The 22672-nt window shown below is 66.1% G+C and carries 20 protein-coding genes and 1 pseudogene; 12 read left to right on the top strand and 9 right to left on the bottom strand.

Translation table 11 applies throughout. From position 1 onward, the window contains the following. The 3 genes from AC4FAH_RS02355 to AC4FAH_RS02345 form a co-directional block, all read right to left on the bottom strand. Positions 1–446, bottom strand: a 446-nt coding sequence (locus AC4FAH_RS02355) for an iron chelate uptake ABC transporter family permease subunit (RefSeq protein ID WP_490245604.1), incomplete at its 3' end; no start/stop codon positions are given. 128 nt (positions 447–574) lie between these two features. Continuing rightward, positions 575–1585 carry a FecCD family ABC transporter permease gene (locus tag AC4FAH_RS02350; RefSeq protein WP_131432857.1) on the bottom strand — a complete coding sequence of 337 codons (1011 nt, stop codon included), beginning with the start codon at positions 1583–1585 and terminating at the stop codon, positions 575–577. A gap of 134 nt (positions 1586–1719) precedes the next feature. Then, positions 1720–2616 carry an ABC transporter substrate-binding protein gene (locus AC4FAH_RS02345; RefSeq protein ID WP_209443791.1) on the bottom strand — a complete coding sequence of 299 codons (897 nt, stop codon included), beginning with the start codon at positions 2614–2616 and terminating at the stop codon, positions 1720–1722. A gap of 664 nt (positions 2617–3280) precedes the next feature. Here AC4FAH_RS02345 and AC4FAH_RS02340 point away from each other — a divergent pair. Beyond that, positions 3281–5665: a mechanosensitive ion channel domain-containing protein gene (locus AC4FAH_RS02340; protein ID WP_064503271.1), complete on the top strand. Its 2385-nt coding sequence runs from the start codon at positions 3281–3283 to the stop codon at positions 5663–5665. 152 nt (positions 5666–5817) lie between these two features. Here the strand turns inward: AC4FAH_RS02340 and AC4FAH_RS02335 are convergent, their stop codons facing one another. From AC4FAH_RS02335 to hemC, 5 genes are all read right to left on the bottom strand, one after another. Beyond that, positions 5818–6402 carry a DUF2780 domain-containing protein gene (locus AC4FAH_RS02335; RefSeq protein ID WP_052384518.1) on the bottom strand — a complete coding sequence of 195 codons (585 nt, stop codon included), beginning with the start codon at positions 6400–6402 and terminating at the stop codon, positions 5818–5820. 533 nt (positions 6403–6935) lie between these two features. Further along, entirely contained in the window at positions 6936–8159 is a 1224-nt protein-coding gene (locus AC4FAH_RS02330; RefSeq protein ID WP_043333341.1) for a heme biosynthesis HemY N-terminal domain-containing protein, read from the bottom strand. Further along, entirely contained in the window at positions 8156–9418 is a 1263-nt protein-coding gene (locus AC4FAH_RS02325) for a uroporphyrinogen-III C-methyltransferase (RefSeq protein ID WP_490245603.1), read from the bottom strand. The genes AC4FAH_RS02330 and AC4FAH_RS02325 overlap by 4 nt, the downstream gene beginning before the upstream one ends. Positions 9419–9727: 309 nt before the next feature. Then, positions 9728–10612, bottom strand: coding sequence for a uroporphyrinogen-III synthase (locus AC4FAH_RS02320; RefSeq protein ID WP_064503270.1), 885 nt, complete (start codon positions 10610–10612; stop codon positions 9728–9730). 10 nt (positions 10613–10622) lie between these two features. Then, on the bottom strand, positions 10623–11570 hold the full coding sequence (gene hemC / locus AC4FAH_RS02315; RefSeq protein ID WP_043333340.1) for a hydroxymethylbilane synthase: 948 nt from the start codon (positions 11568–11570) through the stop codon (positions 10623–10625). 275 nt (positions 11571–11845) lie between these two features. Here hemC and argH point away from each other — a divergent pair, with 275 nt between their 5' ends. The 8 genes and pseudogenes from argH (at position 11846) to AC4FAH_RS02275 (ending at position 19024) form a co-directional block, all read left to right on the top strand. Continuing rightward, complete coding sequence (argH, locus tag AC4FAH_RS02310) at positions 11846–13240, top strand: argininosuccinate lyase (protein ID WP_043333338.1); 1395 nt, start codon at positions 11846–11848, stop codon at positions 13238–13240. A gap of 92 nt (positions 13241–13332) precedes the next feature. Continuing rightward, positions 13333–13467, top strand: a pseudogene (gene lptM / locus AC4FAH_RS02305) (LPS translocon maturation chaperone LptM); the annotation flags it as partial. Between the two features lie 135 nt (positions 13468–13602). Further along, entirely contained in the window at positions 13603–14874 is a 1272-nt protein-coding gene (gene lysA, locus AC4FAH_RS02300; protein ID WP_043333334.1) for a diaminopimelate decarboxylase, read from the top strand. Then, positions 14874–15704: a diaminopimelate epimerase gene (gene dapF, locus AC4FAH_RS02295; RefSeq protein WP_288990168.1), complete on the top strand. Its 831-nt coding sequence runs from the start codon at positions 14874–14876 to the stop codon at positions 15702–15704. The genes lysA and dapF overlap by 1 nt, the downstream gene beginning before the upstream one ends. Before the next feature lie 80 nt (positions 15705–15784). Next, positions 15785–16576, top strand: a complete 792-nt coding sequence (locus AC4FAH_RS02290; protein ID WP_490245602.1) for a DUF484 family protein — start codon at positions 15785–15787, stop codon at positions 16574–16576. After that, positions 16573–17682, top strand: a complete 1110-nt coding sequence (locus AC4FAH_RS02285; protein WP_288990170.1) for a tyrosine recombinase XerC — start codon at positions 16573–16575, stop codon at positions 17680–17682. The genes AC4FAH_RS02290 and AC4FAH_RS02285 overlap by 4 nt, the downstream gene beginning before the upstream one ends. After that, positions 17679–18398 carry an HAD family hydrolase gene (locus AC4FAH_RS02280; protein WP_043333331.1) on the top strand — a complete coding sequence of 240 codons (720 nt, stop codon included), beginning with the start codon at positions 17679–17681 and terminating at the stop codon, positions 18396–18398. Before AC4FAH_RS02285 ends, AC4FAH_RS02280 begins: the two co-directional genes overlap by 4 nt. Before the next feature lie 215 nt (positions 18399–18613). Further along, positions 18614–19024 (top strand): hypothetical protein, encoded by a 411-nt coding sequence (locus AC4FAH_RS02275; protein WP_043333330.1) that lies wholly within the window; start codon positions 18614–18616, stop codon positions 19022–19024. 143 nt (positions 19025–19167) lie between these two features. On the opposite strand, the gene yihA is transcribed toward AC4FAH_RS02275, so the two are convergent. Beyond that, positions 19168–19857, bottom strand: coding sequence for a ribosome biogenesis GTP-binding protein YihA/YsxC (gene yihA, locus AC4FAH_RS02270; RefSeq protein WP_052384516.1), 690 nt, complete (start codon positions 19855–19857; stop codon positions 19168–19170). Positions 19858–20266: 409 nt separating this feature from the next. Here yihA and AC4FAH_RS02265 point away from each other — a divergent pair, with 409 nt between their 5' ends. The 3 genes from AC4FAH_RS02265 (at position 20267) to AC4FAH_RS02255 (ending at position 22666) form a co-directional block, all read left to right on the top strand. After that, entirely contained in the window at positions 20267–20914 is a 648-nt protein-coding gene (locus AC4FAH_RS02265; RefSeq protein ID WP_490245601.1) for a c-type cytochrome, read from the top strand. A 277-nt stretch (positions 20915–21191) separates the two neighbouring features. Further along, positions 21192–21836, top strand: a complete 645-nt coding sequence (locus tag AC4FAH_RS02260; RefSeq protein WP_043333328.1) for a thiol:disulfide interchange protein DsbA/DsbL — start codon at positions 21192–21194, stop codon at positions 21834–21836. After that, positions 21836–22666 (top strand): endonuclease/exonuclease/phosphatase family protein, encoded by an 831-nt coding sequence (locus tag AC4FAH_RS02255; protein WP_192839072.1) that lies wholly within the window; start codon positions 21836–21838, stop codon positions 22664–22666. Before AC4FAH_RS02260 ends, AC4FAH_RS02255 begins: the two co-directional genes overlap by 1 nt. The last annotated feature ends 6 nt before the right edge of the window (positions 22667–22672 follow it).

Below are 22672 nucleotides of genomic sequence, written 5' to 3'. Positions count from 1 at the left end.
CCGCTCAGCGCCATCACCGGCGGCGCCAGCGAGATGCCCATCCCGACCACGGAGGCCACCGCGAAGGCGGTCGCGCCATTGTCGATGCCGATGATACCCGGCGTCGCCAGACGGTTGCCGGCCAGGGTCTGCATCAGACAGCCCGCCAGCGAGAAGGCAGCGCCCGTGGCGATGCCGGCCAGCAGGCGCGGCAGACGCAGCTCCTGCACCACGAAGACGGTAGCGAACTCGCCGTGCCCGAAGGCCGCCTTGAAGGCATCCCACGGCCCAAGGCCGGCGCTGCCCAGCATCAGCGAGGCGACACTGGCCATCAGCAGCGCCAGCAGCAGTATGCCGGCCGCCAGCAATGGCGCACGCAACAGCAGCAGGGACAGCTTGCCATGTCGCCACCAGAGCGTGCCTGTGGGGGCCGAGCGGAGGGGATCAAGCGGTGAAGGTCTAGACATCATCGATTCCAAACAAGGCCCTGTCAGGACAACGCCTGACAGGGCCGGTCGATTCAAGCAATGAGGCGATGGCGCCGGCATGCGCGCCAGCCTGGCCTCCATCATCGTTCACGCCGCAAGCGCCAGAGCTACAGGGTGGGCAGACGGCGGGCACGCACCACGGCAATCAGCACGGGCGCGCCCATCAGGGTCGTCAGCACCCCCAGCGGCAGCTCCGAGGGCGGCACGACCAGCCGCGACACCACATCGGCGCTCAGCAGCATGGTCACGCCCAGCGGCAGGCACAGCCACAGCGTGCGCCGCACATCGGCGCCGCACAGCGCACGCGCCACATAGGGCACGGCGAGGCCGACGAAGGCCACCGGCCCGGCCAGTGCCGTCGCGGCACCGACCAGCAGCGCCACCACCAGGATCGCGACCTTGCGCACGCGCTTGGGATGGTGGCCCAGGCCACTGGCGACCTGCTCACCCAGCACCATCGCGGAGAGCGGCCGCGCCAGCCACAGCGTCAGCAGCACCGCGAGCAGGATACTGGGCAGGCTGCTGTAAAGCGCCTCCAGCGAGCGCCCGGCCAGACTGCCGATCACCCAGAAGCGGATCTCGTCGGCCGCACGTTGATCGATCAGCAAGGCCAGAGACGTCAGCGCCACCAGCAGGCTCGACAGCGCCGCGCCGGCCAGCACCAGACGCACCGGGTCCTGACGTGCGCCGCTCATCCGCACGGTGCTCATCACGAACAGGCAGCCCAGCAGCGCACCGCTCTGCGCCACCATCACGTGCATGCCGGTCGCTTCCATCCCCAGCAACAATGCCACGGCCACGGCAAAGGAGGCCCCGGCACTCACGCCCAGCAAGCCCGGCTCCGCCAGCGGGTTGCGTGCCACCACCTGCATCAGGGCGCCGCCACAGGCGAGCATCATGCCGACCACCATGCCGATCAGGGTACGCGGCGCGCGTAGCTCGAGCACCACGAAGCGCGCCTGATCACTGCCCTGTCCGGCCAGCACCTGCAGCGCCTGCCAGGGGCCGACATCGCCAGCCCCCCACAGCAGGCTGGCCAGACAGGTCAGCAGGGCGCTCAGGCAGGCCAGCGGCATCACCTGACGCAACGCAAGACGCCCGGAGACCTTGTGGGTCATCCGGGCGGCATGTGCGCGTGGCCTGCGGACCTGTGGAGAGGTCTCTTCAGCCTGCATACCACCTCCCGCGTCGCGGTTGCGGGAGGTCCCCTGCCTGCGCAGGGGTCAAACGTCGTGCACCGACATGACTGCGACTAGCCATCATCGCGCGCCCGGTCGATATCCTTCAGCAATGCTTCCGCGGCCAACGGGCCGCTGGCGCTGGTCCACAGCTGGCCATTCACGCCGACCAGGCTGTCGCGGTCCGCTGTCTCGAGACGCTGGAAGGCCGGCTCTGCCGCCAGGGCGTCGACCGCGGCATCAGAGGAATCGTCCATGGTGGCGAGGAAGATGGTCTGCGCATCGATGCGTGCCATGTTCTCGTCGCTGAGCGGATCGGAATGCGGGCGACCCGGCTTGACCAGATCACCGCCGACCAGCTCATAGCCGCTGGCCGCCATCAGGCCGGTCGCGAACAGCTGGTCGGACATCGCCATCAGACCACCCGGCATGCGACGCACCAGGCTGGCGGTTTCCGGGGTGGTCATCTCGGCCTTCAGACGCGCGGCGTGCGCGTCGATGGCAGCCAGACGTGTCTCGAGTTCCGCTTCGGCCGTCTCGCCCAGCGCCTCGGCATAGACACGACTCTGCTCCTTCCAGCCCTGCTGGCTCAGCGCCGAAGCGCTCGGCACGACGGTCGGCGCCAGACGCGACATCAGCTGGTACTGGGTCTTGTCGAGGCCCGGCGGCGCCAGGATCAGGTCCGGCTTGAGCGCGACGATCGCCTCGAGATTGAACTCACGCGGCGTGCCGATGATCTTGATGTCCGGCACCTGCGACTGGATATAGCTCGCCACGCCATCACCGCCACGCGTGGTCACGGTGCCCAGCGGCGTCACCTGACTGGCGACGGCCACATCCAGCGCGCCTTCGTACAGGGTGACGACACGCTGCGGCGTGCCCTCGATGTCCAGCTCACCGTAGGCCGTCTCGACACTGCGTGCCTCGGCAGACAGGGAAGCCCCCATCAGCGCTACCGCCAAGGTCGCCATCAGGCCCTGTTTGAACCATGCAGGCCGGGTCATGCCACGAGCAGTAAAAGCAGTCGACGAGACGGTCATGCAGTACTCCGAAATGAAGGAAATGATCTCGCACTCAAGCGAAGGCAGGCGTGATCCTGCGCAGGACGATACCGCAAGGTGACCCCTGTGCGCATGACTATCACACTCGAGCAACGAATAATAATCAATCGCAACAATACCGGCTCATCCTGTGACTCACCACACCAGTTCATGCAACGCGACATTGCAACATCCTGCGTGGCAGCAGGTCACGTCTCTCCCCCGAGCAGCGCCTGAAGACCTTGAAGGTTGGCGGCGCCTGCCGCAGGCTGTGCGCAAGAATGTCTCTGGCGGAGTCCCCGCAGGGGTTGGGATAGCCCCAAGTGCCCCGATAACTGAAGGATGGACTCTCGCTCGGCGTGCGCGCAGGACGCGCGTGACGCCCCTTCAACATCTACCTGACAGATCCTCGCGTTATTGATGGGACGCTTGCGAGCCTCTGATGCACCTGCGGAGCCTGCTCTCACTCTCTACCCCGACGCCTCACACACTCACCGACATGGAGAAGCCATCTGTGGCGATTCCGACACCCCCGCATTCCCCTCCCGCCCTTGCTGCCTCGTGCCAACCGGACTCATGGCGACCTGCCTGGCTGATGTCCGCCCTGATGATGCTGTTGATGGTGTTGAGCCTCGGGTTCAGCAGCCTGTCCCATGCCGCCCCGGCCGAGGACGGCAGCGGCGATGGCGCGACATCCTCCTACGAGAGCCTGGCCACGCTGCTGGAAGACCCCAGTCAGCGCGAGGCCCTGATCGAAGGCCTGCGACAGCTGGACAGCAAGGCGAGTGAACAAGCCGTCGAGGTGGCGGGAGAAGACGTCACCCTGAGCGAGGACTCGCCGTCACTGTCGCGCCAGCTGGCGGCCATCAGCCAGGACCTGGTCGCGGATCTCTCCGCCACGCTGGACCGCATGCTGGGCACCCTCGATGGCCTGGCCAACGAGGACGCCGACGAGATCGACTGGAGTCGCTTCACCAGCGAGGCCGTGAGCCTCGGGCTGGTCGTCATCTCGACCATCGCGCTGTTCCTCGTGCTGCGCAGACTCGCCAAGCCGCTGTTCTCACGTGTCAGCCAGTGGTCACTGGATGGCCAGCACCGCAGCCCGCTGCTGCGCACCCTGCTGGCGGTACTGGTCGCGGCGGTGGTGGACATCGCGGTCATCGGCCTCGCCTTCCTCGGCGGCTATCTGCTCGCCATCTTCGCCTATGGCGAACAGGGCGTGATCGGTCAGCGCGAGTCGATGTTCCTGAACGCCTATCTGGTCATCGAGCTGTTCAAGGCCTTGATGCGCATGCTGTTCTCCTCAGGCTACAAGGGGCTGCGTCTGCTGCCGATGCCGGATGACGTGGCGCGTTACTGGAACCGCTCCCTGGCCATGCTGGCCGGCTTCATCGGCTACGGCATCCTGGTCGTGGTGCCGATGATCAACAACAACCTGGCGCCGGCCGTCGGCAGCTTCGTCAACCTGCTGATCATGGCCATCACCCTCGTCTGGGCCATCGTGGTGATCTCGCGCAATCGCATCATTCTGCGTGACCGCCTGCTCACTCAAGCCCGCGAGGCGAACAACGCGATCATCGCCGTGTGTCTGCGCATTCTGGCGCGCACCTGGCATCTGATCGCGCTGGCCTACTTCGCCACCCTGTTCATCATCTCGCAGACGACGCCTGAAGAGGCGCTGCCGTTCATGATGGGGGCGACGCTCAAGACGCTGCTCGCCATCGGCGGCGGTGCTCTGCTGTCGCGCGTGGTGACGCAGCTGATCGGCAAGCGCATCCAGATCTCCGACAAGCTGCGCGGCCAGCTGCCGCTGCTCGAGAAGCGCCTCAACTCCTACATCCCCACCGCGCTGCGCATCATGCGCGCCATCATCCTGATCGTGGTGGTCGGCATGGTGCTGAATGCCTGGCACATCGTGGCGCTCGGCGAGTGGCTGGCAACCGATGCCGGTGCCCTGCTGCTGTCGCGCATCTTCCATGTGCTGTTCATTCTCGCCTTCGCCATCGCGGTCTGGGTCGGTATCGCCAGCCTGATCGAGCACAAGCTCAATCCGGACACCGGCAAGGGCAAGCCGTCCTCGCGGGTAGAAACCCTGCTGGCGCTGTTCCGCAATGCCATCGCCATCGCGATGATCGTCTTCACCGCGATGATCGTGCTGTCCGAGATCGGCATCGACATCGCGCCGCTGCTGGCCGGTGCCGGGGTACTGGGTCTGGCGATCGGCTTCGGCGCCCAGAAGATGGTGCAGGACATCATCACCGGGGTGTTCATCCAGCTGGAGAACGCCATCAACACCGGCGATGTGGTCTCTGCCGGTGGCGTGACCGGTACCGCGGAACGCCTGACCATCCGCTCGGTGGGCATCCGCGACCTGTCCGGCACCTTCCATATCGTGCCGTTCTCGTCGGTGGATACCGTCTCCAACTACATGCGTGACTTCGCCTACCATGTCGGCGAATACGGCATCTCCTATCGCGAGAATGTCGACCACGCCATCGTGCACCTGCGTGCGGCCTTCGATGAGCTCGAGGCAGGCAGCTATGGTCCGGAGATTCTCGAACCGGTCACCATCGCCGGCGTCTCGGCCCTGGCCGACAGCTCGGTCAACATCCGCGTGATGATCAAGACCAGCCCGGGCAACCAGTGGGCCATCGGCCGCGAGTACAACAAGCTCGTGAAGCAGCACTTCGACGCCGCTGGCATCGAGATCCCGTTCCCGCACATGACCATGTACTTCGGTCAGGACAAGGACGGTGGTGCGCCGCCGGCCAACGTGCGCACCATGCAGGCACCGTTCGTGATCGATGGCTCCGCCGCCGGTCAGCCGAAGACCCCCGAGCAGCGCGAGGCAGCCGCCAAGGTCGCCAAGCGTCGCGAGGAGAATCCGCTGACGCGTCATGCCACCGAAGACGGGGAAGTCGTGGATGCCGAGGAACAGCGCATCCGTCAGACCACCCAACCGGATGCCGACGGCGACTGATCAAGCGCCTGCACTATCCCGACACGGCATCCCGACACGGCTGCCTGCGCAGGCAGCCGTCCTGAAACGAAAACGCCCCCGAGCCAGTGGCTTGGGGGCGTTTTCATGTGCGGGCATAAAACACTGCCTCACACCTCATGCACGAGGCTGGCTCAGGAGCCGGTGCCCCACATGCTGGACAGCGAGCTCAGCAGCGTCGAGCTGACGCCTTCGCCACCCATGTAGCTGAGCAGCACCGGCGCGAACTGGGAGACCATGCTGCTGTCCATGCCCAGCGCGGAGAAGGCGCTGTCCAGAGATGCGCTGTCATCGACATTGCCGACGGTGCTGGCCAATGCCGTGGCATTGTCGTTGCCGCTCAGGCTCGCCAGGCTGGAGAGCGTGGACAGCGAGCTGCTGCTGGTCAGGCTGGACAGCTGCGGCACGTCAGTGGACAGCTCGGAGGTCGCGCTGGTGCCAAGCTGGGACTGGGCCAGTGCCAGCATGGCAGCAGAGCCACCCAGCGCCTGAGTGGAGGACACACCCAGCTGGGAAGTCAGGCTGGACATCAGGTCGGCTGCCGGCAGGGTCTGGCCTGTCTGGCTGCTCAGCATGCTGCTGGCGAGGCTCATCATGGAGCTGGACGAGCTGGAGGAGCTGGCGGCGTTGCTGGAAGAGCTGTTACCGGTAGCGGCACAACCGGCCAGTGACACGGCCAGTACAGAGGCGCCCATCAGGGCCAGGGACTTATGCAACATGCAGACTCCATCATCGCTTGGGGAAACGGACCGGACTCGGCCCGTAGATGCGCCACGTGCATGGGCGCATCCGACACGCAGAATCATCGCACGGAGGAATCGCTTCCAGCCAGCGCCACACGCTCACGCTCTGGCCGTGCAGTCCCGGACGCATCGTTGCCGGATCAGCAACGAGAAATCCGGCACCGGCCATGCCCACGCCAGCATGCACCCGCCGACATCTCACGGCGGCGTGCTGACAGGGCGAAAGTCTGGGCGAGAATGCCCACAGCGCCCGTCATGCGGGCAAAAAGAAGGGCATCCCGTCACACAGCGTGTGAACGTGGATACCCCGGAGAGAAACCTGCATCACCGGCCGACAGCGCGACCGGTGCAATTGGGCAATACCTTTCATCAAACAAGGAAACATCGTGCAAGCCGCCGAGTGTCTTGTCCGCCAGCCCTCATGACGCCTGGCATGCCCTGGTTGGCACTAGACGGCTGGCACTAGACGGCTGGCGCTCGACGGTTGACTAACACTCGGCGGCCGCCCCTCAGGCGTTGTCCTTGCTCGGCTGCGGCAGGGCCGGCAGTGAGCGATCCAGCAGCTCGACGCTCTGACGGTAGTAGAGCTGACTCTTGTTGTGCTCGCCCAGGTTGGCGAACAGACGCGCGAGTTCAGCACACACCGTACCGCTCGGACGCTGGCGCTGGCTAGCCTCGAAGTACTCCTGAGCCTTGCCCCAGCTGGCGTTGCGCAGTGCCAGACGGCCCAGCGACAGCAGCAGGTCCGGATCATTCGGACGCTCCTGCAGCCACTTCTCGGCATACACCAGCTGACGCGGTGCATCCACGTCCAGCAGGCCGTAACGCAGTACCAGACGCGAATCCCAGCACTCCTTGAGGGAGTGACGCAGCAGACGCTCGGCCAGACCTTCCTGGCCACCGGCGATCAGCGCCTCGGCGTAGAGCGCGACCAGATTCACGTCGGTGCGCAGGTGGTCCGGCATGTCGGCCCACAGGTTGCGCACGCGCTCGATGTCTTCCGGATTGCGCGCGGCCTGCTGGATCAGCGCCACATAGGCCCGCTGTTCCAGCTCCTTCTTCTCCTCGGGGGAGATGAGGTCCTGCTTGTCGAGACGCGGCATCAGACGACGCAGACCATCCCAGTCATTGACCGCCAGATAGGCCTGCTTGAGCAGCTTGAGCACCTGCGGGTGCTCGCCCAGCTGCTTGTCGAGACGCGTCAGGGTCGCCAGCGCCTGTTCGTGCTGCTGGCGGTCCAGCATCAGCTGCGCCTGCACCAGACCCACGGCACTCTCGGAGCCCTGGGTGGACTCGTGCGCCCGCTTGAGCAGCGTGTCCGCCTGCTCAAAACGTCCCTGATAGTGCGCGGCCAGGGCGGCGGACAGGTAGTTGACCAGCGGCGTGCTGGAATCTTCCGCCGAGTGGGTCAGCGACTTCTCGGCCCGCTTCCAGCGGCCTTCGGCCAGCGCCACCAGACCCCGTACGGTCTTGCGCGTGGCATTGCGGTGACGGGTACGGCTGTTCCACACCTTGAGGCGGGAGAACGGATGCGCGAAGCGCGACAGCAGGCGCAGACCGAAGTGCAGCACCACGAAGCCCGCGAACAGCAGGATCAAGCCGAACCAGAAGGAGGTCTGGACCGAGGTATCGCCGACGCGAATCAACCAGTAGCCCGGGAAGGCCTGCATCAGTTGCCCGAACAGGGCACCGATGGCCAGCCCGATGATGATCAGCAGTATCAGGACTCTCATGCGTTGCCACCCCCTTGCTGGGCGCGACGCTCGATCAGCTCACGCAGCTTGCTCAGAGAGGCGGAGATGTCAGGCAGCTCCGGACGGATGGTCTTGCTCTTGAGCTCTTCCAGCTTGGCGACGGCATTCTGCACGCCATCGGTCTTGGTGTCGTAGTAGCCATTGACCAGCGTGATGGCCTTGTCGATGGCGGCCTGGTAGAGCTTCGGCTCTTCCTTGAGCAGCGCCAGCTGCGCCTGCTCCAGCACCAGACGCACGTTCTGACGCAGGTAGGATTCCTGCTCCGGCGTGATCAGGGCTTCCAGAGCCTCGTCATGACGACGCACGGTGACCAGGTCCTTCAGCTCGTTGCCGAAGCGGGCCAGCTGCTGCTGCCAACCGCCTGTCGGCGCTGCGTCGTTCTCGACCTTGGCGGCGATCTCGGCCACGTCCTGCTTGAGCGGCAGACGCGCCAGCTGTTCCTGCTCGGCGAGCAGCGCCAGATAGATACCGCTGCGGTCGACGCGCGGCACGCTGTCCAGGCTGGCCAGTTCGGACTGGATGGCCTTGCGCACCGGCAGCAGCGCCGGGTTGTTGGCCGCCGCGATACGCGCATCCGCGTTCTCGAGCAGCGCATCGGCACCGTTCACGTCACGCTCCAGCTGCAGACGCTGGTTGGCGAGGCGCAGCAGGTACTCGGCTTCCGCGTAGTGCCAGTCACGCGCGTCGGTCTGCTGGGACTTGCTGAGCTCCTCGAGCACCTTGTTGAGGGCCTGCTCGGTGTCCTGGCTCTCGCTGGACAGACGCTTGTCGAGTTCGCTGACGCGGGATTCGTTCTTCTCCAGCGTGCTCGACAGACCCTCGACCTTGCTGGAGACCTGGCCGACCTGCTGGGTCACGCTCTCGCTGACCTGCTTGTCGAGGCCCTGCGCATCCGGCAGCGCATTCAGACGCTGCCAGCCGAACCACGCCAGCACCGCGACCACGATGGCCAGCAAGATGACGAGAATCAGCGCGATGCTGCCGGCCTTGCTCTTCTTGCCCTGCGGCTCGCCGGGCGGCGGCGTGCCGGGTGCCGTCGTGCCACCCAGGCCTGCACCACCCGCGCTGGCCGTCTTGCCAGCCGGCGTGGAGGGCTTGCCGGGAGTCGCCTTGCTGGAAGAGGCCTTGCCAGCACTCGGCTTGGCGGCAGACGCCTCCTTGGCGGGTTCGCTACGCTCCGGAAGCGGCGATTTTGCGCCGGAAGGCGTCGATGCGTTGTCGTCTGAAGTCTGGCTCACGGGCGTGGACTCACTGGCAGTGGAGGATGAGGTTGAAGAGGAGGAGCTGCCCTGCCCCTTGCCACGCCCACGACGATTGCGCCCACCTCGCGAGCGGCGCTCGCGCGGGGCATCAGCCGTGTCGGATGACGAGGAAGAGGACGAACGGGAGGCCTCGGCGCCAGGGCGGCCAGAGGCAGTGTCATCGGCGGAAACGCCGGAAGCGGAAGAAGCATCTGATGCGCGAGCGGCAGCATCCTTGTCGCCCGACTTGCCGGGCGTCATGCCGGCAGAGCCGTTATCTTCCTGATCGTGTTCTCGGTTGCTCATCTACGCTTGCCCTTTTCCGGATTCTTGGGAATCGATGGCCTCACGCGGACCAGGCGCAGTGGCGCCGGTCACTGCATGGCGAGTCTTGCTGATGGGGGCGCAGGCGCGAAGTACTGCCTGCGTCAGGGCCCCGGGTGAAGCGTCCTCGGCGACCGTCACGCGCTCGAAACCATGAGCGTGTGCCAGTGTAGCCAAACGGTGGCTCGACACGATTAGCGGTTGGTGCAAGGCCTGCGGCGTCACCGATGCCATCACCGTCTCGAGCAGTTCATTGCTGGTCACCACCATTGCATCATACGCGCCCGCCGCCAGACGGCCAGCCTGTTGCGGCGACAAAGCCAACGGAAGGCGTCGATAAAGTGCCAGACGCGTGACCTGAGCACCCCGTGCCACCAGCGTCTCTTCCAGCAGCGGACGCCCGCCTTCACCGGCCACCAGCAACCAGCGCTGACCCGCAAGCGCCCTGAGCGACGGCAGCGACAGCAAGGCTTCGCTGGTGGTGCCGACTGGCGCATCGCGCTCGGCATGCTCACCGCGCGTGGCGCGCGGCGGAACACGCACCGGCACGCCCAGCCGCGAATGCAGCACTTCGGCCGTGGCCGCGCCGACGGCATAGAAGCTGACGCCTTCGGGTAGCTGTGGCCACCACTCCTCCAGACAATCGGCCAGATAGCCGGCGGCCTGGGGCGAGATCACGATCACGCCGCGATACAGATCGACATCGATGATCGCCTGGCGCGCGGCGGGTTCCAGCGGCAAGGCCTCGAGCGCCATCAGCTTGAGGCATTCCACCTCGCAGCCGGCCTCACTCAGCATCGCATCGAGAACCGCTCCGCGCGAGCCCGGCCGCGTCGTCAACACCTCAAGACGCGACGCCTTTGCCATCGCTGACACCTCAGCCACGAGCGTCGCCGTAGACCGCCGCCAGAATCTCGCCGGCACCCTGGGAGAGCAGGTCTTCGGCGACGGCGACGCCCAGCGCTTCCGGCGCATCGGACGGACCACGCGCTTCGGCGCGCAGGATGACCGTCCCGTCGGGGTTGCCGACCAGCGCACGCAGCCACAGCTGGCTGCCGCCTTCCTCGAGCACGGCATAGCCGCCGATCGGCACCTGACAGCCACCTTCCAGGTGCGTGTTCATGGCGCGCTCGGCCAGCACGCACCGACTGGAGTCTTCGTGGGCCAGCGGCTCGAGCAGCGCAAGAATCTCCTCGTCCTGCAGGTTGCACTCGATGCCGAGCGCGCCCTGGCCACAGGCTGGCAGGCAGGTCTCGGCGTCCATCTCGGCGGTGATGCGCGCATCCAGCTCGAGGCGCTGCAGGCCGGAGGTGGCCAGGATGATGGCGTCGAACTCGCCGGCATCCAGCTTGCCGAGACGCGTCTGGACATTGCCGCGCAGACTCAGCACCTCCAGGTCCGGGCGTGCCGCCTTGGCCTGCAGACCACGGCGCAGGCTGGAGGTGCCCAGGCGCGCGCCCTGCGGCAGGGCATCGAAGTTGGCACAGGTGTTGGACACGAAGGCATCGGTCGGGGCGTGACGCTCGAGAATCACCGCCAGTCCCAGCGACTCCGGGAAGTGCATCGGCACATCCTTCATGGAGTGCACGGCGATATCGGCGCGACCGTCGAGCATCGCCTCTTCCAGCTCCTTCACGAACAGCCCCTTGCCGCCGATCTTGGCCAGCGGGGTATCGAGAATCTTGTCACCACGCGTCGACATCGGCACCAGCTCGACGCTCAAGCCAGGATGCAGGGCCTCGAGTCGCGCCTTGACGTGTTCGGCCTGCCACAGGGCGAGCAGGCTCTTGCGGGTCGCGATACGCAGAATCTCACGGCGGGGCACGGCATTCTCCTTGCTGGCGCGCAACGCACGCCATCTGATTCGAAGTTGTTGAGCAAACCTGACTGACGAACAGCGCTGCCCTCTGATGACACTTATCATAAAGCCAGTCACCTCAGGGGGAAAATCCGTGGCACGCTTTCCTGCGATCCGCCGGACTGGCCGCGGCCCCTCGCCCACGCGCAGGAGTCTGGTACACTCCAAGGTCAACGATACCGGCTGCGCGACCGTGCACCGGACGCCGAACTCTGGACACGTCACCACAATTCGAGATCCCGATGAGCGAATCTACCAATCAGTCCTGGGGCGGCCGCTTCAGCGAGCCGACCGATGCCTTCGTGGCACGTTTCACCGCCTCCGTCGATTTTGATCAGCGCATGGCGCAGCACGACATCCAGGGCTCCATCGCCCACGCCACCATGCTGGCCGGTGTCGGCGTGCTGAGCGAAGAAGAACGCGACGTCATCATCGCGGGACTGAAGGAAATCAGTGAAGAGATCGCGCGGGGCGAATTCGAGTGGTCCGTGGCACTGGAAGACGTGCACATGAACATCGAGGCACGCCTGACCGCCAAGATCGGCATCACCGGCAAGAAGCTGCATACCGGCCGTTCACGCAACGACCAGGTCGCCACCGACATCCGCCTCTATCTGCGTGACGAGATCGACGCCATCGACGCCGAACTGACGCGTCTGCGCGAAGGCATGCTGGGGCTGGCCGAGCAGGAAGCCGACACCATCATGCCGGGCTTCACTCACCTGCAGAGCGCCCAGCCGGTCACCTTCGGCCACCACCTGCTGGCCTGGCAGGAAATGGTCGCCCGCGACCAGGACCGCCTGCGTGACTGCCGCGTGCGCATGAACGTGCTGCCGCTGGGCGCCGCGGCGCTGGCCGGCACCACCTTCCCCATCGACCGTCACGTCACCAGCGAGCTGCTCGGCTTCGACCGTCCGACCGAGAACAGCCTCGATTCGGTCAGCGACCGTGACTTCGCCATCGAATTCACCAGCTTCGCCAGCCTGCTGATGATGCACCTGTCACGCATGAGCGAAGAGCTGGTGCTGTGGACCAGCGCCCAGTTCGACTTCATCGACCTGCCGGACCGCTTCTGCACCGGCTCCTCCATCATGCCGCAGAAGAAGAACCCGGACGTGCCGGAGCTGGTGCGCGGCAAGACCGGCCGTGTCTATGGCCACCTGATGAGCCTGCTGACCCTGATGAAGTCCCAGCCGCTGGCGTACAACAAGGACAATCAGGAAGACAAGGAGCCGCTGTTCGATACCATCGATACCGTGCGCGGCAGCCTGCGTGCCTTCGCCGACATGATTCCGGCGATCCGCGCCAAGTCCGACAACATGTACGCCTCGGCCAGCAAGGGCTTCGCCACCGCGACCGACCTGGCGGACTACCTGGTGCGCAAGGGCGTCGCCTTCCGTGATGCCCACGAGATCGTCGGCAAGTCCGTCGCCTTCGGCATCGAGCAGCAGCGCGACCTGTCCGAGATGACCCTGGCAGAGCTCCAGCAGTTCTCCGACACCATCGAGCAGGACGTCTTCGACGTGCTGACGCTGGAAGGCTCCGTCGCGGCGCGCAACCACATCGGTGGCACCGCGCCGAACCAGGTCCGCGCTGCCGTGCAGCGTGCGCGTGACGCCCTGGCCTCGCGCGCCTGATCATCCTCTTTCGGGCCTGGTCGCCACCCATGGCAACCGGGCCCGCATCGCTCTATCGCTTGCTGCCAGGAGGCCGCCCGATGCGTCATCTGATGAGCCAGTCCGCCCGTCATACCCTTCGCACCCTCGCGGCGCTGCTGCTGGGTGCTGGCCTGCTGGCCGGCTGCGGCCAGAAAGGCCCGCTCTATCTGCCGGCGGACGCCGATGCCGGTGGTCAGCGCGCCGAAGCTCCCGCGCCGGCACCTGACGCCTCCGAGACAGAGAGCACCGCCGCTGCCGAGACTTCCGGCAGCGACGCCTGAGCCCCCTTATTCATCTCCGGCGGGTGATGCCCGCCGGCGCGACATCTTGCAGGCCGGATCATGGATCACTTCGTTTATCAGGATGGCGTGCTGCACGCCGAAGACGTCTCGCTCGCCACGCTGGCCGAGCAGTTCGGCACGCCGTGCTACGTCTACAGCCGTGCCACGCTCGAGCGCCACTTCAAGGCCTATCAGGATGCGCTGGGCGACCACCCGCATCTCATCTGCTATGCCGTGAAGGCCAATTCCAACCTGGCGGTGCTCAATGTGCTGGCACGTCTGGGCGCCGGCTTCGACATCGTCTCCGCCGGTGAGCTGGAGCGCGTCATCAAGGCCGGCGGCGACCCCGCCAAGGTGGTGTTCTCCGGCGTCGCCAAGCAGGCAGGCGAGATGGAGCGTGCACTGGAGCTGGGTATCAAGTGCTTCAACGTCGAGTCGCTGCCGGAGCTTGAGCGCCTCAACGCCGTCGCGGGCCGTCTCGGACGCGTCGCACCGGTGTCACTGCGCATCAATCCCGACGTCGATGCCGGCACTCACCCGTACATCTCAACTGGCCTCAAGGCCAACAAGTTCGGCATTCCGGTCGAACAGGCGCTGGAGGTCTACGAGATCGCCAACGCCATGGAGCACGTGCAGGTGGTCGGTGCCGACTGCCATATCGGCTCCCAGCTGACCGAGCTGGCGCCCTTCCTCGATTCCCTCGAACGCCTGCTGGTGCTGCTGGATCGCCTGCGGGAACGCGGCATCGTCATCGAGCACCTCGATCTCGGCGGCGGCCTCGGCGTGCCCTACCAGAACGAGACTCCGCCGGAGCCCTTCGCCTACGCCAGCGCCCTGCTGGAGCGTCTGGCCCGCTATGAGCACGGCAGCGAGATGACGCTGCTGTTCGAACCGGGCCGCTCCATCGCCGCCAACGCCGGCGTGCTGCTGACCCGCGTCGAATACCTCAAGCCCGGTGAAGAGAAGAACTTCGCCATCATCGATGCCGGCATGAATGACCTGATCCGTCCGTCGCTGTACCAGGCGTGGCAGAACATCGTCACCGTCGACACGCGCGAGACGCGCAAGTCCGCCAGCTACGATGTGGTCGGCCCGGTCTGCGAGACCGGTGACTTCCTCGGCAAGGACCGCGAACTGGCCATCGCGCCGGGCGACCTGCTCGCCGTGCGCTCTTCCGGTGCCTACGGCTTCGTGATGGCCTCGAGCTACAACAGCCGCTGCCGTCCTGCCGAGGTGATGGTCGATGGCCCCGAGATGCACCTGGTGCGTCGTCGCGAGCGCCTCGAAGAACTGTGGACCGGTGAGCAACTGCTGCCGGAAGGTGATGCCTGATGCTGGTGAACTTCACCAAGATGCACGGATTGGGCAATGACTTCATGGTCATTGACCTGATCTCGCAGCGCAGCCGCCTGCGCGATGCCGATATCCGCCGTCTGGCGGACCGCAACTTCGGCATCGGCTTCGACCAGCTGCTGGTGGTCGAGCCGCCCCGCGACCCGGACATGGACTTCCGCTATCGCATCTACAATGCCGATGGCAGTGAAGTCGAGAACTGCGGCAACGGGGCGCGCTGCTTCGCGCGCTTCGTGCGTGAACAGCGCCTGACCACCAAGCGCGAGATTCGCGTCGAGACGGCCGGCGGCCCGCTGACCCTGGTCGTCGCCGAGGATGGCCGTGTGCGCGTCGACATGGGCGCGCCGCGCTTCGCCCCCGCCGCGCTGTCCTTCGAGGCCGAGGCCGACCTGCCGGTGCACACCCTGGATGTCGACGGCGAGACGCTGGAAATCGGCGTCGTCTCGATGGGCAACCCCCACGCGGTGCTGCTGGTCGACAGTGTCGAACAGGCCCCGGTGCTGACGCTGGGCCCGCTGATCGAGGCGCATCCGCGCTTCGCCAAGCGCGTCAATGCCGGCTTCCTCGAGGTCGTCTCGCCACATGAAGCGCGCCTGCGTGTCTTCGAGCGCGGTGTCGGCGAGACGCTGGCCTGTGGCACCGGCGCCTGTGCGGCGGTCGCGTCCGGCATTCGCCGTGGCCTGCTGGCAAGCCCGGTCAATGTCACGCTGCCCGGCGGCACCCTGAGCATCGAATGGGCTGGCGACGGCCAGCCGGTATTCATGACCGGCCCCGCCGAGACCGTCTTCGAAGGCCGCATCATCCTGTAGAGCGCCAGCCCCAGCCGAGGGACGCTGCCGGAAACATGGCCGACGGCGTCCCGCTGCCAACCGTCCGCAAGGAGTCCCACATGGCCGAGTCACCCGTGTCACGTCGCCCGCGCACGCTGGACCCGGATCGGGTCGCCGAATGGCTGGCCACGCATCCCGATTTCTTCGAGGGGCGTGAAGGGTTGCTGCAACGCATGCGGGTGCCACACCCGGAAGCGCGCGGCGGCAGCATCTCGTTGCTGGAGCGGCTGGTACATGACCTGCGCGGGCGGACCGATCAGGCAGAAGAGCGCCTCGAGGAGCTGTTGACCGCCGCGCGCGACAACGAGAGTCGCTATCAGCGTCTGCGTCAGCTGGTGCTGGATCTGCTCGATGCCGAGTCCGATGATGCGCTGGCCGAAACGCTGGCCACGCGTCTCAGCGAGCTGTTCGACATCGCGGCCGTCTGTCTGTGGCAGCGCGACGCCGGTGCCTCGGCACAGCCACCGCGCCAGGCGCTCGACGATGCGCGCGGCGAGCAGTTCGAGCGTCTGCTCGAGGGTCGCGCCAGTCGCTGCCTGGCCATGCCGCGCACGCGCTGGGAAGCTCTGCTGCCCGACCATCAGTGGCCACTCGGCGCCGACTGCGCAGACCTCGTCGATGCCAGCCAGGCCGATGCCACGCGCGGCTCCGCCGTCATCGTGCGCCTGACCCGTGGCGAGTGCCTGGGCTATCTGGTGGTGGCGAGTGCCGATGCCGAGCAGTTCCGAGCCGGTCTCGACACCCTGTTTCCCGAATACCTCGGCGACGTGCTGGCCCGCTGCCTGGGCCGCGATGGCCCGGGACAGCCGCCACTGCGCTCCTCGAGCCGTGACGACCAGGCCAGCCGATGAGTCGCCTCGAGTCGGCCCACGGCGCCTCGGTCATCGACACATCCACCGACGACGCCTCAGCGAACAGCGCCGCAGCGAACAGCGCCGAGCGTGTTGCCGCCGAGCAGGGGCTGTCCGCGACCTGTCGGGAATTTCTGGCCGAGCTTGCCCTCGACAGCAGCCACGCGACCGTCAGCGCCTACGCGCGTGATCTGCAGGCGTTGACCGCCTTCATGCTGCGTCCCGCAGCGGACAGCAGCGCCGCTCGTGCAAAGGACGCGCCGCCCCTGCCGCAGGATTGGCAGGCGCTGGACGTGCCGACGCTCAGGCGTTTTCTGGGTGCCGAGCGCAGTCGTGGCCTCGCGCCGCGCTCATTGGCGCGGCGGCGCGCGGCGATCAGCCGTTTCTGTGGCTGGCTGGTCGAGCAGGATGTGCTGCCACACAACCCGGCGGGGCTGGTGCAGACACCACGCCTGCCGGACCATCTGCCACGCCCGGTGGATATCGACAGCCTGGCGCGCTTTCTCGACTGCCCACATGACGGCACGCCGCTGGCGATCCGCGATCAGGCGATGCTGGAACTGCTCTACGGCGCAGGCTTGCGTCTCTCGGAGCTGGTCAGCCTCGACCTCGACATGCTGGAAACCCGCCGCCTGCGCGTACGCGGCAAGGGCGACAAGCCCCGCCAGCTGCCGATCGGCTCACGCGCCCGCCAGGCGCTGGATGCCTGGCTGGTGGTGCGTGGCCAGCTCGCCGCCCAGGACGAGCCGGCACTGTTCGTCGGCCAGCAGGGGCGGCGCCTCGGTCAGCGTGGCGTGCAGCTCAGGCTGGTGACGCAGGCGAAAGAACGCGGCCTGCCCGAGCATCTGCACCCGCACCGCCTGCGCCACTCCTTCGCCAGTCATCTGCTCGAATCCAGCGGCGACCTGCGCGCCGTGCAGGAACTGCTGGGGCACGCTCACCTCTCGACCACCCAGGTCTACACGCGCCTCGACTGGCAGCAACTGGCCAGCGCCTATGATCAGGCGCACCCTCGCGCCCGCCGCCAGCGCGGATCAGCGACGGCAACATCAGACACCGACGCCACCTCCCCTATTGATGCCCCACTCAAGGATGACACCCTGTGACGCCTGCCAATGCGCCTCGCCTGACGGCCTTGACCTTCGATCTCGATGACACCCTGTGGGCCAATCGCGCGGTGATGGAGCGCGCCGAGGCCGAGCATTACGCCTGGCTGGATGGCGAGATCGGGCATGCCAACGATTTCCCCCTCGAGGAATACACGCGTCGTCGCATGGCGCTGGGGCTGGAGCACCCGCTGCGCCGCGGTGACTTCACCTGGCTGCGCCGCGAGGCCATGCACGCCATGCTGCGCGATGCCGGGCATGATGATGAGCAGGCGGGCCACTGGTCGCGCGCCGCCATCGAGCGCTTCCTGGCGCTGCGCCACGAATTGACGCCCTTCCCGGAAGCCAGCGAGCTGCTCGACTCCCTCGCCCGCGATTACCGCCTTGGTGCCATCACCAATGGCAATGTCGACCTGGCTCGCCTCGCGCTGGATCATCATTTCGAGTTCAGCATCGCCGCCGGCGAATGGCTGGCGCCCAAGCCGGATGCGCGCCCCTTCCTCGCCGCCATGGCACGCCTGGGCAGCCGCCCCTCCACCACCCTGCATGTCGGTGACTCATGGAAGGAAGATGCCTTGCCTGCCGCGCGCCTGGGCATGCAGGCCGCCTGGATCGACGTCAAGGGCCAGGGCGCGCCGGGCCCCGTCCCGGCAGGCGTACATGTCATCACGCATGTCCGCGAACTGCCGGCGCTGATTGCACGCCTGAATGGCTGAGTGACGGAATGACTGAGCAACCGACGGCTGAGGCTCAAGGTGTGGCGCGCCTGATGTGCCCAATGGCTGAGTGAATTAAAACTTGTACAAAAATGACGCCTCAACCATATTTCATGTACAAGTTTCTCAGCGTCGTCGATATTGAACCCTGTCTGGGGTTCCTGAGTCTGCGCTGGGAGATGCCTGCCACCTCGACCTCAAAAGGAGAGGCCAGCATGAGCACCCACTCACTCCCGCGCTACCGTGTGTCATCTTCCTCTCCCCAGAGGCCGCCCCTGCATGGTGAAGGCGAGCAGCGTGCGCCGATCATGACGCCCTCGCGTCAGTCCAGCCGCGCCCTGCTGAAAGGCGTCGCCATCGTGCTGGCATCCGCGTTGCTGGTCATCGTGGCGGTCTACAGTGGGCGTGCCAGCCTCGCGACATCGCAATCCGGCGTGCAGGAAGCGCCGGCGGCCTCACCACAGGAGGCCATGCGCAGCCTGCTCGTCCCCAGCGAGGCCGTGACGATGCCGGAAGTCGTCGAGCCCGCGGCAAAGGTGCCGCATATTCTCTCGGCGCCCAGGGAGACGAGCTCCCTGACCCGCCTTGACCCCATCAGCAGCGCGCCGCGCAGCCTGTTCATGTGATTGGCCCTTGGGGAAGGGCAACAATGCAGATGTGAGTGACAACGCGCCTGTCGTAACGCAAACGGCCACCCCGAGGGGTGGCCGTTTCGTCATGCAAGGTGGCGTAGTTCGAGGATTCGCCCCAAATCGCCTTACACCTTCAGTCAGTCGTCGAAGGGGTCCTGCGGTGCCTCATCGCCTGCCATCTCTTCCACGCCATCCATCACCGACGGGTCCGCCAGCCACTCGTCGAGCTTGGCATGCACCTGCTCGACACCGGAGTACTTCAGCGACGAGAACAGCTGCACCGTGACCAGGTCTTCCCACTCCTTGAGCGCGTGACGCACCTTCTGCAGGCTTGCCGCAGCAGGCCCGCGCTTCAGCTTGTCCGCCTTGGTCAGCAGGATATGCACCGGCATCTTGGCCTCATCGGCCCAGCCCAGCATCATCTGGTCGAATTCGGACAGCGGATGGCGCACATCCATCAGCAGCACCAGGCCCCGCAGCGACTGGCGGTTGCGCAGGTAGTTGGACAGATGGGACTGCCACTCGCGCTTCACCTTGTCCGGCACCTTGGCATAGCCATAGCCGGGCAGGTCGACCAGATGGCGGCCCGTTTCACCGATGGTGAAATAGTTGATCAGCTGGGTGCGGCCGGGGGTCTTGGAGGTACGGGCCAACGCCTTCTGCGAAGTCAGCGCATTGATGGCGCTGGACTTGCCGGCATTGGAGCGACCCGCGAAGGCCACTTCGGCACCCACGTCCGTCGGGCACTGGGCCAGAGTCGCGGCACTGATCAGGAAGCGCGCCTGACGATAATGGAGCTTGGGGGTCGAAGAAGCTGATTCGGCCATGGGAGTTCTGAATACCTGTTGAAGGCGGACGTCTCGCCCGCGCGACATCACGAGAGAGCAGAAGAAACGACCGGTGTAACGAAAAGAGTGCCGCATGCCCTGTCATCGGCGCTGCAACTTGCCGACGACAGCGGGAAGATGCACTGGATTACTGCGATGACACGACTGGCGACAGGCACGCTCACGCGCCCTGAGGGGATTCGCTATACTGCCTGCAAGGTCAGCATGGCGATCATGAGGCCTAGTGTACCACCCTGCTCTCACGGGCTGCGAGAGTGGGGTGCACTTCTCACCGCGCGCAGCACGGCGCGGGCACCGGGGAAATGACAGAGGCCACCATCCACGCCGGATGATACAAGCCCCGAACGGGCCTCTTCGTGAAACAGGGACCAGTGAAATGGATGAGCTGATGAGACCAAGGCAGACCCCCGCGCGCCCCTTGCGCCTGCTGCTGGCACTTGCTGCCACTATGTTGGCCGCCACCTTGCCGACGGGGGCCGCCGCCGAGTCGCTGGTCGGCGATGCCGCGGCAGGCAAGGCCAAGGCTGCCGTCTGTGCTGCCTGTCATGGCGCCCAGGGCATCTCGCCGACGCCGGCCTTCCCCCATCTTGCTGGCCAGCAGGCCCACTACCTGCGCAAGCAGACGGCCGACATCCGGGATGGTCGCCGCTCGGTGCCGCAGATGGCCGGTATCGCCGACAACCTGAGCGATCAGGACATCGCCGATATCGCGGCCCATTACGCCGCGCAGCCCGCCAATCGCGGTCAGGCCGAGCCAGAGGCGGCCCGTGCAGGCGAGGCGCTGTATCGGGCCGGCTCGCTCGAGCGCGGCATCGCGGCCTGCACAGCCTGTCATGGCCCGCGCGGTGAAGGCATCGACTCAGCAGGCTATCCGGCGCTGGCCGGGCAATTCCCCGCCTATACCGTGACGGCCCTCAAGGCCTTCCGTGACGGCAGCCGCGACAACGACCCGAACGCCATCATGAGCAGCATCGCCGCGCGCATGAGTGACAGCGACATGCAGCAGGTGGCCGAATATCTCCACGGCCTGCGCTGAGGCATCCGTTCAGCCGGGTGTCGAGTATGACCGACTTGATGACGACCGCCACCAGCACGCCGTTCACGGGGCGTGTTCGAGCGACGCCTTGTTCTGGGCGTGATCGAACGGCGTTCATCCAACGGTCAACCTTGTCACGCTAGGCTGGCCCGACAGTGATCCGCCGTGTCCCGCCCGGCAGTCTCGACAGCAGTGGTGGCTGACACGCATACTCGATGCATCACTAATGTTGCCGGGTATCATGCCCGGGCATGCCTCAATCCGATGGAGATGTTCCATGAAGTGGAAACCCCTACTGACTCTGGTGGCGGGCCTTGGCCTGTCAGCAAGCGTGTTCGCCGCTGAAGCTGGCAAGGACTACCAGGTACTCGACGAGCCGGTGAAGACCGACGCGCCGGCGGGCAATGTCGAAGTGGTCGAAGCGTTCTGGTATGGCTGCCCGCACTGCTACAAGCTGGAATCCAGCCTCGAGCCGTGGGTCGACGAGCTGCCGAGTGACGTGACCTTCAACCGTCTGCCGGCCACCATGGGGCAGGACTGGGTCAAGCACGCCTATGCCTTCTATGCCGCCAAGGACCTGGGCATCCTCGACGAGACCCACAAGGCCTTCTTCGATGCCATCCATCAGGACCACCAGCGCCTGACCGACCCGGATGATATCGCCAAGTTCTACAGCGACTACGGCGTCAGCGAAGAAGACGCCAAGAAGTCGCTGACCTCCTTCGGCGTGAAGAGCCAGGTCAATCAGGCCCACGCCCAGATGCGCGCCTACAAGATCATGGGCGTACCGGCACTGATCGTGGATGGCCGCTATGTCATCTCGCCGAGCACGGCTGGCTCACTGCAGAACATGCTCAAGATCACCGACGAGCTGGTCGAGCAGGTGCGTGAAGAGAAAGCCGGCAGCAAGGACGCCGCTTGATGGCAGCGGCTGCTGACCCAGTGGCCGCCAGCGCCGCGGGAGGTGCCGGACTCGACGAGACGGCACCTCCCCTGCGTCTGCTGACCTTCAACATGCAGGTCGGTATCCATACCGCGGCGTGGCATCACTATGTCACCCGCGGTTGGCAGCATGTGCTGCCACACCCGATGCGTCGCAAGCGTCTGGAGCTGATCGCCGCCGCCATCACGCCCTACGATATCGTCGGGCTGCAGGAAGTCGACGGTGGCAGTTTCCGCTCCGGCAACGTCAATCAGGTCGACTCACTGGCCGAGACGGCCGAATTCCCGCATCGCTATCAGCAGCTCAACCGCAACCTGGGCCGCCTGGCTCAGCACAGCAACGGCCTGCTGTCGCGCCTGCCGATCAGCCATCTCGAAGAGCACAGCCTGCCCGGTACCCTACCGGGACGCGGGGCCATCCACGCCCGCTTCGGCGAGGGCGAACACGCCCTGCATGTCTTCGTGACCCACCTGGCACTCGGCGCCCGTATCCAGCATCGTCAGCTGCAGTATCTCGGCGAGCTGATCGCGCCCCTCAAGCATGTCATCGTGATGGGCGACCTCAATTGCACGCTGGCCCAGCTTCGTCAGCACAAGGCGTTCAGCGAGGCACTCGACTCCCGCCCCAGCAAGGCCATCAACAGCTACCCGGCCTGGCAGCCACGCCGTGGGCTCGACCATATCCTGGTCTCCTCGACGCTGCGCTTGAGCCACCCGACCACGCTGTCGCACCTGTTCTCCGACCATCTGCCGCTTGCGGTAGAAGTCCATCTGCCAGCCGCATGCCGCAAGGCGATCGGGCTCGCCTGACGCCTG

It is taken from the genome of Cobetia sp. (genome assembly GCF_983723665.1).
Note: the sequence above shows the minus strand (reverse complement) of the source record. Positions and strands in the feature narration are given on the sequence as shown.

Bases quoted from the DNA above. Each gene is read 5' to 3' on its own strand.
- AC4FAH_RS02255 (WP_192839072.1), top strand. From the start codon at position 21,836: ATGGCAGCGGCTGCTGACCCAGTGGCCGCCAGCGCCGCGGGAGGTGCC.
- AC4FAH_RS02320 (WP_064503270.1), bottom strand. From the start codon at position 10,612: ATGGCAAAGGCGTCGCGTCTTGAGGTGTTGACGACGCGGCCGGGCTCG.
- argH (WP_043333338.1), top strand. From the start codon at position 11,846: ATGAGCGAATCTACCAATCAGTCCTGGGGCGGCCGCTTCAGCGAGCCG.
- AC4FAH_RS02260 (WP_043333328.1), top strand. From the start codon at position 21,192: ATGAAGTGGAAACCCCTACTGACTCTGGTGGCGGGCCTTGGCCTGTCA.
- AC4FAH_RS02335 (WP_052384518.1), bottom strand. From the start codon at position 6,402: ATGTTGCATAAGTCCCTGGCCCTGATGGGCGCCTCTGTACTGGCCGTG.
- AC4FAH_RS02330 (WP_043333341.1), bottom strand. From the start codon at position 8,159: ATGAGAGTCCTGATACTGCTGATCATCATCGGGCTGGCCATCGGTGCC.
- lysA (WP_043333334.1), top strand. From the start codon at position 13,603: ATGGATCACTTCGTTTATCAGGATGGCGTGCTGCACGCCGAAGACGTC.
- AC4FAH_RS02345 (WP_209443791.1), bottom strand. From the start codon at position 2,616: ATGGCGACCTTGGCGGTAGCGCTGATGGGGGCTTCCCTGTCTGCCGAG.
- yihA (WP_052384516.1), bottom strand. From the start codon at position 19,857: ATGGCCGAATCAGCTTCTTCGACCCCCAAGCTCCATTATCGTCAGGCG.
- AC4FAH_RS02290 (WP_490245602.1), top strand. From the start codon at position 15,785: ATGGCCGAGTCACCCGTGTCACGTCGCCCGCGCACGCTGGACCCGGAT.
- dapF (WP_288990168.1), top strand. From the start codon at position 14,874: ATGCTGGTGAACTTCACCAAGATGCACGGATTGGGCAATGACTTCATG.
- AC4FAH_RS02285 (WP_288990170.1), top strand. From the start codon at position 16,573: ATGAGTCGCCTCGAGTCGGCCCACGGCGCCTCGGTCATCGACACATCC.
- AC4FAH_RS02265 (WP_490245601.1), top strand. From the start codon at position 20,267: ATGAGACCAAGGCAGACCCCCGCGCGCCCCTTGCGCCTGCTGCTGGCA.
- AC4FAH_RS02340 (WP_064503271.1), top strand. From the start codon at position 3,281: ATGTCCGCCCTGATGATGCTGTTGATGGTGTTGAGCCTCGGGTTCAGC.
- AC4FAH_RS02275 (WP_043333330.1), top strand. From the start codon at position 18,614: ATGAGCACCCACTCACTCCCGCGCTACCGTGTGTCATCTTCCTCTCCC.
- AC4FAH_RS02350 (WP_131432857.1), bottom strand. From the start codon at position 1,585: ATGACCCACAAGGTCTCCGGGCGTCTTGCGTTGCGTCAGGTGATGCCG.